The organism is Geobacillus sp. CCR, from assembly GCF_052906625.1.
In genome coordinates, this window is the sequence record NZ_JBREBQ010000055.1 from 1 (window position 1) to 13,530 (window position 13,530).

The window sequence follows — 13,530 nt, forward strand, 5'->3', positions numbered from 1 at the left end:
GGATCTTGTCCGCCCGCTCCGACGAACCGTTTTTGCCGTACACCGTCATCCAAGGCATCGCCGTGCCGATCGCCGGATGGCATCTCGTCTTTTTGTACCGCCATTTGTACGACGAAGGGGCGAAAGAAGCGCTGTTATGGCATTACCGAAAAACGGTCGTCTTCGACTTGGTTCGCTATGCTGTTTTGCATGGGGGATGCATCGTTCTTCTTGTCGCGGCGGTCATATGGATTCATGGAACGATGTTTCTCACCGCACCCGTGTTGGTGCACCTGTTTCTGCTGTTTTCGTTTTACCAGTTGATTGGGCTTGCCTTGTTAGGCGTCTTTGGCAGCCTAGATATCGCCTTATCGGTCATCGCGGTCTATACCTTTATGGAAGTCGCAACGCAAGGAACGTTCATGCCGTGGCCACATCTGTTTTTGTTTCAAGCGCCGGCCGATTCGCTGCCCCTCCTTCTCCCCATGATGTGGCTGGGGGCGGGCATCGTGATCGCCGCCATTTTGATTGGACGGGAGTTTTGGTAAACGAATTGGAAGCCATCGGCTGAATGTGGGAATGAGGAGCTTCTATGGAACGATGTCCGTTCGTTTAGTGCACCCGGCCGCATACTCCTCTTGTCGCTTCCATGGTCAGGAAGTGGGAAGTCGTTTCTCCTTTTTATCATGGCTAATTGAGATGGCCGCCGTAAATCGAAAAAAGCTCTCTATAAAGTCTTGACTGACTCCTTTTTGTCGCTTCATTTGTTTGCCATGGCGAATTATGCTACAATGCAAAAAGGATGAATGAGAAGGACAGGGGGACTTGGCACGGTGGCATACTATTGGATTGCGGCGGCGGTCGTCATCCTCGATCAATGGACGAAATGGCTTGTCGTCCGCTATATGCGGCTTGGGGAAAGCATCCCGGTCATTGACAATGTGCTCTATATTACGTCGCACCGCAATCGCGGCGCGGCGTGGGGCATGCTGGAAGGGCAGTTTTGGCTCTTTTATTTGATTACGGTTATTGTCGTGGCGGCGATCGTGATTTACATCCGCCGCCTGAAGCCTTCCGAGCGCCTGGCCGGCGTGGGGCTTGGGCTGATGCTCGGCGGGGCGATCGGCAATTTTATCGACCGCGTATTCCGGAAAGAAGTGGTCGACTTTATTCATACGTACATCGGCACGTACAGCTTTCCGGTGTTCAATATCGCCGACTCGGCGCTGACCGTCGGCGTCATCTTGCTGTTTGTCCATATGTTTTTTTTCGCGACACCAGAGAAAGGGAATGAGTAGATGGACACGATCACATTTCACATTGAAGACGAATATGACGGCGAGCGGATCGATAAAGTGATCGCGGCGCTAAATGACGAATGGTCGCGTTCGCAAGTGCAGCAATGGATCAAAAGCGGGCTTGTGACCGTGAACGGCCAAACGGTGAAGGCGAACTACAAATGCGAGGCGGGCGACTCGGTCGCCGTCTCACCGCCGGAGCCGGAGCCGCTTCATGTCGAGCCGGAGCCGATTCCGCTGGACATTTATTATGAGGATGAGGATGTCCTTGTCGTCAACAAACCGCGCGGCATGGTCGTCCATCCGGCGCCCGGGCATATGCGCGGCACGCTTGTCAACGCGCTTCTCGCCCATTGCCGCGACCTGTCTGGGATCAACGGCGTGCTTCGCCCCGGCATCGTCCATCGGATTGACAAAGACACATCAGGACTATTGATGGTGGCGAAAAACGACGCCGCCCACCGCTCGCTCGTCGAGCAGCTTGTGAACAAAACGGTGACGCGCCGCTACAAGGCGATCGTCCACGGCGTCATTCCACACGATTACGGGACGATCGACGCGCCGATCGGCCGCGACAAGCGCGATCGAAAGAAAATGGCCGTCACCGAGGAAAACGGCAAGGAAGCCGTCACCCATTTCCGCGTGCTCGAGCGGTTTCGCCATTATACGTATGTGGAGTGCCAGCTGGAAACGGGGCGGACGCACCAAATTCGCGTCCATATGAAATACATCGGCTATCCGCTCGCTGGCGACCCGCAATACGGGCCGAAAAAAACGCTCGCCATCGACGGCCAGGCGCTTCACGCCGGGGTGCTCGGCTTCCGTCATCCGAGAAGCGGCGAGTATTTGGAATTCGAAGCGCCGTTGCCGCCGGAGTTTGCCGAGCTGCTTGACTGGCTGCGAAAAAACGATTGACAAACGAACACGCCCCCTTTACAATGAAAACAGGTGAACAGGAACCTTTAAGTTCAGTCCTGTGAGGCTGAAAAGGGGTCGGAATGACAAAGAAGGGCGATGTATGCCCATCTTGTTTGGTGATAAGCGCGCCATCCCCCGCTTCACAGGCGGGGGATTTTTTGTGCCAACGGAGGTGGCTTGTATGCAAAAGGCGGTCGTGATGGACGAACAGGCGATTCGCCGCGCTTTGACGCGCATCGCCCACGAAATCATCGAACGAAACAAAGGCATTGACGGCTGCGTGCTTGTCGGAATTAAAACGCGCGGCATTTACTTGGCGCGCCGCTTGGCGGAGCGGATCGAGCAAATTGAAGGGGCGTCCGTTCCCGTCGGTGAGCTTGACATCACCTTGTACCGCGACGATTTGACCGTGAAGACGGACGACCATGAACCGCTTGTGAAAGGAACGAATGTGCCGTTTCCGGTGACCGAGCGGAATGTCATTTTAGTTGATGACGTGCTCTTCACCGGCCGGACGGTGCGGGCGGCGATGGATGCGGTCATGGATTTGGGCCGCCCGGCGCGCATCCAGCTCGCCGTGCTTGTTGACCGCGGCCACAGGGAACTCCCGATCCGCGCTGATTTCGTCGGCAAAAACGTGCCGACCTCTCGTTCGGAACTGATCGTCGTGGAGCTTTCGGAAGTGGACGGCATCGATCAAGTCTCCATTCATGAAAAATAGCGAAGCACCCTTTTAAGCGCAGTCCCGTGAGGCTGCAAAAGGGGCGGAATCGTTTCGGCTGTTTCTGCACCCTCTTTGCGTCTTCGCGGGCAAAGAGGGATTTTTTTGTGCACACTAGAAAGCAAGCCTCGCTCATTTGATCAAAGGAGTGACGAAAGATGAACAAACCGGTGTTGGACATTCAAGACCGCCCGACTGTTGGGCAATGGATCACCTTAAGCCTTCAGCATTTATTCGCCATGTTCGGGGCGACGATTTTAGTGCCGTACTTAGTCGGCTTAGATCCGTCGATCGCCTTGCTCACAAGCGGGCTTGGAACATTGGCGTTTTTGCTCATTACGAAATGGCAAGTGCCGGCGTATCTTGGCTCGTCGTTCGCCTACATTGCGCCGATCATCGCGGCGAAAACGGCTGGCGGCCCGGGAGCGGCCATGATCGGCAGCTTCCTCGCCGGATTGGTGTACGGGGTTGTCGCCCTCATCATTAAAAAAGCCGGCTACCGCTGGGTGATGAAACTGTTGCCGCCGGTTGTGGTCGGCCCGGTCATCATCGTCATCGGCCTCGGCTTGGCCGGGACGGCGGTCGGGATGGCGATGAACGGCCCGGACGGCAAATACAGCCTGCTTCATTTCTCGGTGGCGCTTGTGACGCTCGCGGCCACGATCGTCTGCTCGGTGCTTGCGCGCGGCATGTTGAGCTTGATTCCAGTGCTTGTCGGCATCGTTGTCGGCTACGTTTACGCCCTCGCTGTCGGACTGGTTGACTTGTCGAAAGTGGCGGCGGCCAAATGGTTCGAATGGCCGGATTTCTTGATTCCGTTTGCCGATTATCCGGTGCGCATCACTGCCGAGATCGTCATGCTCATGGTGCCGGTGGCGATCGTCACCTTGTCCGAACATATCGGCCACCAGCTTGTGTTAAGCAAAGTCATCGGCCGCGACCTCATTCAAAAACCGGGGCTGCACCGCTCGATTTTAGGGGACGGAACAGCGACGATGATTTCCGCCTTGCTCGGCGGCCCGCCGAAAACGACGTACGGGGAAAACATCGGCGTGCTCGCGATCACCCGGGTTTACAGCGTCTATGTGCTCGCCGGCGCGGCGGTCATCGCGATCGCCTTTGGCTTCGTCGGCAAAATCACGGCGCTGATCAGCTCGATTCCGACGCCGGTCATGGGCGGCGTGTCGATCTTGCTGTTTGGCATCATCGCCTCGTCCGGATTGCGGATGCTCGTTGACAGCCGCATCGACTTCGGCGCGACGCGCAACTTGGTCATCGCCTCGGTTATCTTGGTGATCGGCATCGGCGGTGCGGTGCTGAAAATCAGCGACAGCTTCCAAATCACCGGCATGGCGCTCTCGGCGATTGTCGGCGTCCTGCTCAACTTAGTGCTGCCGGGGCGTCCGCAAGAAGCGGAAAACTTATTTGAAGCTGAAAACGACAGCGGCCATGTTGCCTAAATCGAATACAAAACACCTTTTAATTAAGTCCCGTGAGGCTTAAAAAGGTGTGAAAACAGGCGCATCCAGGGCCGGAGTGCACCTTCTCCGGTTCTGCCATGCGCTGATCGTCACACCTTGCCCAGCCGGCAAGGTGTTTTTTTGCAAAAAAAGAAAGGGAGAGAGGCCAATGACCCATCTTTTTACATTGAGCGAACTGCCGCTTTCCGACATCACCCGGCTGCTTGATGAAGCGGAAGCGTTCCGCCGCGGCCGCGCTTGGCGCCCGGCCGCGCCGATGTATGTCGCCAATTTGTTTTTCGAACCGAGCACGCGCACGAAATGCAGCTTCGAGATGGCGGAACGGAAGCTTGGGCTTCATGTCATCCCGTTTGACCCGGAACGGTCAAGCGTGCAAAAAGGGGAGACGCTGTACGATACGGTCAAGACGCTTGAAGCGATCGGCGTTGACGCGGTTGTCATCCGCCACCACGAAGATGCGTATTTCGAAGCGCTCCGTCATGCGGTCGGCATCCCGGTCATCAACGCCGGCGACGGCTGCGGGCATCATCCGACCCAGTCGCTCTTGGACTTATTGACGATTCGCCAAGAGTTTGGCGCTTTCACTGGCTTGACGGTGGCGATTATCGGCGACATCCGCCACAGCCGCGTCGCTCGCTCCAATGCGGAAGTGTTGACACGATTGGGCGCGAACGTCCTGTTTTCCGGACCGGAAGAGTGGAAAGACGAAACGAATCCGCACGGGACGTACGTCGAACTCGATGAGGCCATCGCCTGCGCCGATGTCGTGATGCTGCTTCGCATCCAGCACGAGCGGCATGCAGAAACGATGGGCTTGACAAAAGAAGAGTACCATGTGCGGTACGGGTTGACGCTTGAGCGGGCGCGGCGGATGAAACCAGGGGCTGTCATTTTGCATCCAGCGCCGGTCAACCGCGGGGTCGAAATCGCAAGCGAACTGGTCGAAGCGAAGGCATCGCGCATCTTTAAACAAATGGAAAACGGCGTCTACGTACGGATGGCCGTCTTAAAACGGGCAATGGAAGGGAGAATGGAGCATGGACGTATGGCTGAAAAATGGCATGTCGTTCAATGAAGATGGGAAATTGGTGCGGACACATCTCAAAATGGAACACGGAACCATTGCGGCGATCCTGTATGAACAGCCGCTCGAAGCGGATGGGGAGGACGTGATCGACGTCGGCGGTCGTCTCATCGCTCCCGGCTTGATCGACTTGCACGTTCATTTGCGCGAACCAGGCGGCGAGGCGAAAGAAACGATTGAAACGGGCACGCTCGCCGCGGCGAAAGGCGGTTTTACGACGGTTGCCGCCATGCCGAACACAAATCCGGTGCCGGACCGGAAAGAACAGATGGAACGGCTGCAAGCCCGCATCCGCGAAACGGCGCGCGTCAACGTGCTTCCGTACGCGGCGATCACGATCGGGCAAAAAGGGGAAGAGCTGGCTGACTTTGCGGCGCTAAAAGAAGCAGGGGCGTTCGCGTTCACCGATGACGGCGTCGGCGTCCAGTCGGCTGGGATGATGTTTGAAGCGATGAAACAGGCGGCGGCGCTCGATATGCCGATCGTCGCCCATTGCGAGGACGATACATTAAAAAACGGCGGCGCGGTGCATGACGGCGAGTTCGCCCGCCGGCATGGGCTCGCCGGCATTCCATCCGTCTGCGAAGCGGTGCACATCGCCCGCGACGTCCTGCTCGCGGAAGCAGCGGGATGCCATTATCACGTCTGCCATATCAGCACGAAAGAATCGGTGCGCGCCGTCCGCGACGCGAAGCGGGCCGGCATCCGCGTCACGGCCGAAGTGACGCCGCACCATCTGCTCTTGTGCGATGAGGATATTCCAGGGCTTGATGCGAACTACAAAATGAACCCGCCGCTGCGCAGCCGCGCGGACCGCGAGGCGCTCATTGAGGGCCTGCTCGATGGCACGATCGATTTTATCGCTACGGACCACGCGCCGCATACGGCTGCGGAAAAAGCGAAAGGCATCGAGGCGGCGCCGTTTGGCATCGTTGGGCTCGAAACGGCGTTTCCGCTCTTATATACCCATTTCGTCAAAACAGGCGTGTTTACATTAAAGCAGCTTGTCGATTGGCTGACGATCAAGCCGGCGCAATGTTTTGGCCTTAAGGCCGGGCGGCTTGCCGTCGGGGCGCCGGCGGACATTGCGGTCATCGATTTGGAAACGGAAGAAGCGATTGATCCCGAGACGTTTGCCTCAAAAGGGAAAAATACGCCGTTTGCCGGCTGGGTGTGCCAAGGCTGGCCGGTGATGACGTTTGTCGGCGGTACACTCGTATGGGAGAAAGGAAGGGCGTAAAGATGAAACGGCAGCTGATTTTAGAAGATGGTTCGTTTTTTGTCGGCGAAGCGTTTGGCAGCTTGAAAGAGACGACCGGCGAAGTCGTGTTTAACACCGGCATGACCGGGTATCAAGAAATTTTGACCGACCCGTCGTATTGCGGGCAAATTGTGACGATGACGTATCCATTGATCGGCAACTACGGCATCAACCGCGATGACTTTGAAGCGATCCGCCCGTACGTGCACGGATTCATCGTCAAAGAAGCGTGCCTCATGCCGTCCAACTGGCGCGGAGAACTGACGCTGGATGAGTATTTAAAAGAAAAAGACATTCCGGGACTCGCGGGCATTGACACGCGCAAACTGACGCGCCTTATCCGCCAATACGGAACGTTAAAAGGGATGATCTGTGGGCTAGATGTCGATCCGGTGGAAGCAGCAGCCAAGCTGCGGGCGATGGAGTGGCCGCGCGACCAAGTGCGGCGCGTCTCAACAAAAAGCGCCTACCCAAGCCCGGGGCGCGGCGAGCGCGTCGTCTTGATCGACTTTGGGATGAAGCACGGCATTTTGCGCGAACTGAACAAGCGAAACTGCGATGTCATCGTGTTGCCGTACAATGCGACGGCGGAAGACGTGCTCAGCTGGCATCCGGACGGAGTGATGCTGTCAAATGGACCGGGCGACCCGAAAGACGTGCCGGAAGCGATCGAGATGATCCGCGGGATTCTCGGCAAAGCGCCGCTCTTTGGCATCTGCCTCGGCCATCAGCTGTTCGCGTTGGCGTGCGGGGCGAATACGGAGAAAATGAAATTCGGCCATCGCGGCTCGAACCATCCGGTCAAAGACTTGCGCACCGGCAAAGTCGCCATCACGGCGCAAAACCATGGGTATACGGTCACGCACGAGTCGCTTTCTGGCACGCGTCTTGAAGTGACGCATGTCGCCTTAAACGACGGCACGGTCGAAGGGCTCCGCCATCTCGATTTCCCGGCGTTTACGGTGCAGTATCATCCGGAAGCGTCGCCGGGGCCAGAAGATGCCAATCCGCTGTTTGACGAGTTTTTGGCGCTCATCCGCCAGTTCAACAAGAAAGGGGAAGTCATCCATGCCTAAGCGCCGCGACATTGAAACGATTTTAGTCATCGGCTCGGGGCCGATCGTCATCGGCCAGGCGGCCGAGTTCGACTACGCAGGGACGCAAGCGTGCTTAGCCCTAAAAGAAGAAGGATACAAAGTCATTCTGGTGAACTCAAACCCGGCGACGATCATGACCGATACGGAAATCGCCGATAAAGTGTATATGGAGCCGCTGACGCTTGAGTTTGTCGCCCGCATCATCCGCAAGGAGCGGCCGGACGCGATTTTGCCGACGCTTGGCGGCCAGACGGGCCTTAACTTGGCGGTCGAGCTCGCCAAAGCCGGGGTGCTCGAGGAGTGCGGCGTCGAAATTCTCGGCACGAAGCTTGAAGCGATCGAAAAAGCGGAAGACCGCGAACAGTTCCGCGCTCTCATGAACGAGCTTGGCGAGCCGGTGCCGGAAAGCGCGATTATTCACAGCTTGGAAGAAGCGTACGCCTTTGTCGAACAGATCGGCTATCCGGTCATCGTCCGTCCGGCGTTCACGCTCGGCGGCACGGGCGGCGGCATTTGCACGAACGAAGAAGAGCTTGTCGAGATTGTGTCAACCGGCCTGAAGCTGAGTCCGGTGCACCAATGCTTGCTTGAACGGAGCATCGCCGGCTACAAGGAGATTGAATACGAAGTGATGCGCGACGCCAACGACAACGCGATTGTCGTCTGCAACATGGAAAACATCGATCCGGTCGGCATTCATACGGGTGACTCGATCGTCGTCGCCCCGAGCCAGACGTTAAGCGACCGCGAGTACCAGCTGCTCCGCAACGCGTCGCTTAAGATCATCCGCGCCCTTGGCATCGAAGGCGGCTGCAACGTCCAGCTGGCGCTTGACCCGGACAGCTTCCGCTATTACGTCATTGAAGTGAACCCGCGCGTCAGCCGCTCGTCGGCGTTGGCGTCCAAAGCAACGGGGTATCCGATCGCGAAACTGGCGGCGAAAATCGCCGTCGGGCTGACGCTTGACGAAATGATCAACCCGGTCACCGGGAAAACGTACGCCTGCTTCGAGCCGGCGCTCGATTATGTCGTCACGAAAATTCCGCGCTTTCCGTTTGACAAATTTGAATCGGCGAACCGCCGCCTTGGCACGCAAATGAAAGCGACCGGCGAAGTGATGGCGATCGGCCGGACGTTTGAAGAATCGCTGTTAAAAGCGGTTCGTTCGCTCGAGATCGGCGTGCACCATCTCGAATTGAACGAAGTAAAAAACGCGGCGGATGACGTGATCGAAAAACGGATCCGTAAGGCGGGCGATGAACGGCTCTTTTACATCGCCGAGGCGCTCCGCCGCGGGGTGACGGTGGAGACGCTGCATGAATGGAGCCAAATCGACCGCTTTTTCCTGCATAAGATTCAAAACATCATCGAGATGGAAACGGTCTTGAAAAACCACCCGGGCGACCTTGACGTGTTAAAAAAAGCGAAGGGGCTCGGCTTCTCCGATGCGGCGATAGCGGCGTTATGGAACAAAACGGAGCGCGACATTTACGCGCTGCGCCGCCAACGAGGCATCATGCCGGTGTACAAAATGGTCGATACGTGCGCAGCCGAATTCACGTCGGAAACGCCGTACTACTACAGCACGTACGAGGAAGAAAACGAATCGATCGTGACGGAAAAACCGAGCGTCATCGTGCTTGGCTCCGGCCCGATCCGCATCGGCCAAGGGATCGAATTTGACTATGCGACCGTCCATTGCGTCTGGGCCATTAAGCAGGCCGGCTATGAGGCGATCATCATCAATAACAACCCGGAAACGGTCTCGACCGACTTCAGCACGTCGGACAAACTGTATTTCGAGCCGCTGACGGCCGAAGACGTGATGCATGTCATCGACCTCGAGCAGCCGATCGGCGTCATCGTCCAATTCGGCGGTCAGACGGCCATCAACTTGGCGGCGGAACTCGAGGCGCGCGGCGTCCGCTTGCTTGGGACAACGCTTGAGGATTTGGACCGCGCCGAAGATCGCGACAAATTTGAACAGGCGCTCTCGGAACTCGGCATTCCCAAACCGGCCGGCAAAACGGCCGTTTCGGTCGAAGAAGCGGTCGCCATCGCCGAAGAAATCGGCTACCCGGTGCTCGTCCGTCCTTCGTACGTGCTCGGCGGCCGGGCGATGGAAATTGTCTATAACCGCGAGGAGCTGCTTCATTACATGGAACACGCCGTGCGCGTCAATCCGCAGCACCCGGTGCTCGTTGACCGGTACATCACCGGCAAGGAAGTCGAAGTCGATGCCATCGCCGACGGCGAGACGGTCGTCATCCCCGGGATCATGGAACATATCGAGCGGGCCGGCGTCCATTCCGGCGATTCGATTGCCGTCTACCCGCCCCAGACATTAAGCGCGGAAGTGATCGACAAGATCGCGGATTACACGATCCGACTGGCGCGCGGGCTGCATATTGTCGGGCTGTTGAACATTCAGTTTGTCGTCTCGGGAAGCGACGTCTACGTCTTGGAAGTGAACCCGCGCTCAAGCCGCACGGTGCCGTTTTTAAGCAAAATCACCGGCGTGCCGATGGCGAATCTCGCCACGAAAGCCATTTTAGGGGCGAAGCTCGCCGACATGGGCTATGAGACGGGCGTCTGTCCGGTGCGCCCCGGTGTGTACGTGAAAGTGCCGGTGTTCTCGTTTGCGAAATTGCGTAACGTCGACATTTCGCTCGGCCCGGAAATGAAATCGACCGGCGAAGTGATCGGCAAAGACATGACGTTTGAAAAAGCGCTCTATAAGGGGCTCGTCGCCTCGGGCATCCAGATCCAGCCGCACGGGGCGGTGCTGTTGACGGTGGCCGACAAAGACAAAGAAGAAGCGGTCGAGCTGGCGCGCCGCTTTGCCGACATCGGCTATCAGCTGCTGGCGACGAACGGCACGGCGGAAACGTTGAACGCGGCCGGCATTCCGGTGACGGTCGTCAATAAAATCCACTCGGCGTCGCCGAACATTTTAGATGTCATCCGCCAAGGGAAGGCGCAAGTCGTCATCAATACGCTGACGAAAGGGAAGCAGCCGGAAAGCGACGGCTTTCGCATCCGCCGCGAAGCGGTCGAAAACGGCATCCCATGCTTGACGTCGCTTGATACGGCAAGGGCGATGCTGCAAGTGCTCGAATCGATGACGTTCTCGACAACAGCGATGACGGAAGGGCTGGTGCAGTCATGATCGGCCGCGAACGAATGACGGTCGCAAGCCAGCGGTTGATCGCCGAGCGGACGTATGAATTGACGCTTTCCGGCCGCCTTGTGCAAGAGATGAAGCAGCCGGGCCAGTTCGTTCATGTGAAAGTGGCCGCATCCGCCGATCCGCTCCTGCGCCGCCCGCTCAGCCTTTGCCGCATCGACCGCAAGCAGGGCCAATGCACGATCATTTACCGCCAGGAAGGGAAAGGCACGGCGCTGTTGGCGCAAAAACAGCCGGGCGACACGGTCGATGTGCTCGGCCCGCTCGGCAACGGCTTTCCGCTCGAGGCCGCGCCGGCGGGCAGCCGGGCGCTGCTAGTCGGCGGCGGCATCGGCGTCCCGCCGCTCTATGAACTGGCGAAACAGCTCACAAAGCGCGGCGTCAAAGTGGTGAGCGTGCTCGGGTTTCAAACGAAAGCGGCGGTCTTTTACGAAGAGGAATTTGCCGCGTTCGGCGAGACGCATGTCGCGACCGATGACGGCTCGCACGGAACGGCCGGGCGCGTCACCGATGTGATCGAAGCGCGCTCGCTCGAGTTTGACGTCTTGTACGCCTGCGGTCCGAAGCCGATGCTTCGGGCGCTTGCGGAACGGTTTCCGAACCGGCCGGTGTACTTGTCGCTCGAGGAGCGGATGGGCTGCGGCGTCGGGGCGTGTTTCGCCTGCGTCTGCCATGTGCCAGGGAGCGAGACGGCGTATAAAAAAGTATGCAGCGACGGCCCGGTGTTTCGGGCCGGGGAGGTGGTGCTATGAACCGGCTTGCGGTCGAACTGCCGGGTCTTTCGCTCAAAAACCCGATCATGCCGGCGTCCGGCTGTTTTGGATTTGGCCGCGAGTACGCCCGGTTTTACGATTTAAGCGTGTTAGGCGCCATTATGATCAAGGCGACGACAAAAGAGCCGCGCTTTGGCAACCCGACACCAAGGGTGGCAGAAACGCCGGGCGGGATGTTAAACGCCATCGGCCTGCAAAACCCCGGCCTTGACAAAGTGCTCGAAGAAGAACTGCCGTGGCTTGAACAGTTTGACGTACCGATCATCGCCAACATCGCTGGCTCGACGGTGGAAGAGTACGTCGAGGTAGCCGAAGCGATTTCCAAAGCGCCCAATGTCCATGCGTTAGAGCTCAACATTTCCTGCCCAAACGTGAAAAAAGGCGGGATTGCGTTCGGCACCGTGCCGGACGTGGCCGCGGAACTGACGCGGCTTGTCAAAGAAGTGGCGGCTGTCCCCGTGTATGTGAAGCTGTCGCCTAACGTTACGGACATCGTCGCGATGGCGAAAGCCATTGAACAAGCGGGTGCTGACGGCCTGACGATGATCAACACGCTCGTTGGCATGCGCATCGACGTGAAAACAGGCCGGCCGATTTTGGCCAACGGCACCGGGGGCTTATCCGGCCCGGCGGTGAAACCGATCGCCATCCGCATGATTTATGAAGTGAGCCAGGCGGTGTCGATTCCGATCATCGGCATGGGCGGCATTCAAACGGCGGAAGACGTGCTCGAGTTTTTCTACGCCGGCGCGAGCGCGGTTGCGGTCGGCACGGCCAACTTCGTCGATCCGTTCGTCTGCCCGACGATCATCGCCGACCTGCCGGCGCTGTTGGACGACCTCGGGATCGGCCACATTTCCGAATGCATAGGAAGGAGCTGGAAGACCGGTGCACACGCCGTTCATTGTCGCGCTTGATTTCCCATCAAAACAAGAGGTGGAGCGGTTTTTGCGGCCGTTTGCCGGAACGCCGCTGTTCGTCAAAGTCGGCATGGAGCTGTACTATCAGGAAGGTCCAGCCATCGTCGCGTTTCTCAAAGAACAAGGACATGCCGTCTTTTTAGACTTAAAACTGCATGACATCCCAAATACGGTGAAACAGGCGATGAAAGGGCTCGCCCGTGTCGGCGCCGATTTGGTGAACGTCCACGCCGCCGGCGGCCGGCGCATGATGGAAGCGGCGATCGAGGGGCTTGACGCCGGCACGCCAAGCGGAAGAATGCGGCCGCGCTGCATCGCTGTCACCCAGCTGACAAGCACGGACGAGCGAATGCTTCATGAGGAGCTGTGGATTTCCCGCCCGCTTGCGGAAACAGTCGCCCATTACGCCGCCTTGGCGAAAGAGAGCGGCCTTGACGGCGTCGTCTGTTCAGCGAACGAAGCGGCGTTCATCAAAGAACGGTGCGGCGCCTCGTTCCTTGCCGTCACCCCGGGTATCCGCTTTGCTGATGATGCGGCGCACGACCAAGTGCGCGTCGTCACCCCAAGGAAAGCGCGTGCGCTTGGTTCTGACTACATCGTCGTCGGCCGCAGCCTCACCCGCGCCGCCGATCCGCTCGGGGCGTATGCCCGCCTGCAACACGAATGGAACGGAGGAGAGAGAGAGTCAACTACCCCCACTTAGCTAACGCTTGAAGTGGGGGCTTGCAACTCCCCAGAAGTGCAAACGGACTTCGTCCTCCTTCCTTGACTTGGGGTTGCATCAGGGGGCAGGTTGACGACTACCCAACGA

The 13,530-nt window shown here is 58.2% G+C and carries 12 protein-coding genes; all 12 read left to right on the top strand.

Going from position 1 to position 13,530, the window contains the following annotated elements:
- Positions 1 to 2 precede the first annotated feature (2 nt).
- Positions 3 to 527: a hypothetical protein gene (locus tag ACVBDQ_RS16760; protein WP_446663358.1), complete on the top strand. Its 525-nt coding sequence runs from the start codon at positions 3 to 5 to the stop codon at positions 525 to 527.
- A 258-nt stretch (positions 528 to 785) separates the two neighbouring features.
- A complete protein-coding gene (gene lspA / locus ACVBDQ_RS16765) occupies positions 786 to 1,277 on the top strand; it encodes a signal peptidase II (RefSeq protein WP_081130819.1) in 492 nt (163 codons plus the stop codon).
- Positions 1,278 to 2,192, top strand: coding sequence for an RluA family pseudouridine synthase (locus ACVBDQ_RS16770; RefSeq protein ID WP_021321520.1), 915 nt, complete (start codon positions 1,278 to 1,280; stop codon positions 2,190 to 2,192). It begins immediately after the preceding gene.
- 184 nt (positions 2,193 to 2,376) lie between these two features.
- Entirely contained in the window at positions 2,377 to 2,916 is a 540-nt protein-coding gene (pyrR, locus tag ACVBDQ_RS16775; RefSeq protein ID WP_011230647.1) for a bifunctional pyr operon transcriptional regulator/uracil phosphoribosyltransferase PyrR, read from the top strand.
- A 158-nt stretch (positions 2,917 to 3,074) separates the two neighbouring features.
- Positions 3,075 to 4,376: a solute carrier family 23 protein gene (locus ACVBDQ_RS16780; RefSeq protein WP_446663359.1), complete on the top strand. Its 1,302-nt coding sequence runs from the start codon at positions 3,075 to 3,077 to the stop codon at positions 4,374 to 4,376.
- A gap of 169 nt (positions 4,377 to 4,545) precedes the next feature.
- Positions 4,546 to 5,472 carry an aspartate carbamoyltransferase catalytic subunit gene (locus ACVBDQ_RS16785; RefSeq protein WP_025039344.1) on the top strand — a complete coding sequence of 309 codons (927 nt, stop codon included), beginning with the start codon at positions 4,546 to 4,548 and terminating at the stop codon, positions 5,470 to 5,472.
- A complete protein-coding gene (locus tag ACVBDQ_RS16790) occupies positions 5,435 to 6,721 on the top strand; it encodes a dihydroorotase (RefSeq protein ID WP_318549071.1) in 1,287 nt (428 codons plus the stop codon). The genes ACVBDQ_RS16785 and ACVBDQ_RS16790 overlap by 38 nt, the downstream gene beginning before the upstream one ends.
- A gap of 2 nt (positions 6,722 to 6,723) precedes the next feature.
- Entirely contained in the window at positions 6,724 to 7,818 is a 1,095-nt protein-coding gene (locus ACVBDQ_RS16795) for a carbamoyl phosphate synthase small subunit (protein ID WP_047757735.1), read from the top strand.
- Complete coding sequence (gene carB / locus ACVBDQ_RS16800) at positions 7,811 to 11,008, top strand: carbamoyl-phosphate synthase large subunit (protein WP_047757736.1); 3,198 nt, start codon at positions 7,811 to 7,813, stop codon at positions 11,006 to 11,008. The genes ACVBDQ_RS16795 and carB overlap by 8 nt, the downstream gene beginning before the upstream one ends.
- The gene (locus tag ACVBDQ_RS16805; RefSeq protein WP_047757737.1) at positions 11,005 to 11,778 is read left to right on the top strand and encodes a dihydroorotate dehydrogenase electron transfer subunit; all 774 of its coding nucleotides are present in this window, start codon (positions 11,005 to 11,007) and stop codon (positions 11,776 to 11,778) included. The genes carB and ACVBDQ_RS16805 overlap by 4 nt, the downstream gene beginning before the upstream one ends.
- Positions 11,775 to 12,716, top strand: a complete 942-nt coding sequence (locus ACVBDQ_RS16810) for a dihydroorotate dehydrogenase (RefSeq protein ID WP_014195403.1) — start codon at positions 11,775 to 11,777, stop codon at positions 12,714 to 12,716. The genes ACVBDQ_RS16805 and ACVBDQ_RS16810 overlap by 4 nt, the downstream gene beginning before the upstream one ends.
- Positions 12,688 to 13,422: an orotidine-5'-phosphate decarboxylase gene (gene pyrF / locus ACVBDQ_RS16815; protein ID WP_042381432.1), complete on the top strand. Its 735-nt coding sequence runs from the start codon at positions 12,688 to 12,690 to the stop codon at positions 13,420 to 13,422. The genes ACVBDQ_RS16810 and pyrF overlap by 29 nt, the downstream gene beginning before the upstream one ends.
- The last annotated feature ends 108 nt before the right edge of the window (positions 13,423 to 13,530 follow it).

Bases quoted from the DNA above. Each gene is read 5' to 3' on its own strand.
- ACVBDQ_RS16785 (WP_025039344.1), top strand. From the start codon at position 4,546: ATGACCCATCTTTTTACATTGAGCGAACTGCCGCTTTCCGACATCACC.
- ACVBDQ_RS16780 (WP_446663359.1), top strand. From the start codon at position 3,075: ATGAACAAACCGGTGTTGGACATTCAAGACCGCCCGACTGTTGGGCAA.
- ACVBDQ_RS16770 (WP_021321520.1), top strand. From the start codon at position 1,278: ATGGACACGATCACATTTCACATTGAAGACGAATATGACGGCGAGCGG.
- ACVBDQ_RS16805 (WP_047757737.1), top strand. From the start codon at position 11,005: ATGATCGGCCGCGAACGAATGACGGTCGCAAGCCAGCGGTTGATCGCC.
- carB (WP_047757736.1), top strand. From the start codon at position 7,811: ATGCCTAAGCGCCGCGACATTGAAACGATTTTAGTCATCGGCTCGGGG.
- lspA (WP_081130819.1), top strand. From the start codon at position 786: ATGAGAAGGACAGGGGGACTTGGCACGGTGGCATACTATTGGATTGCG.
- ACVBDQ_RS16790 (WP_318549071.1), top strand. From the start codon at position 5,435: ATGGACGTATGGCTGAAAAATGGCATGTCGTTCAATGAAGATGGGAAA.
- ACVBDQ_RS16810 (WP_014195403.1), top strand. From the start codon at position 11,775: ATGAACCGGCTTGCGGTCGAACTGCCGGGTCTTTCGCTCAAAAACCCG.
- ACVBDQ_RS16795 (WP_047757735.1), top strand. From the start codon at position 6,724: ATGAAACGGCAGCTGATTTTAGAAGATGGTTCGTTTTTTGTCGGCGAA.
- pyrR (WP_011230647.1), top strand. From the start codon at position 2,377: ATGCAAAAGGCGGTCGTGATGGACGAACAGGCGATTCGCCGCGCTTTG.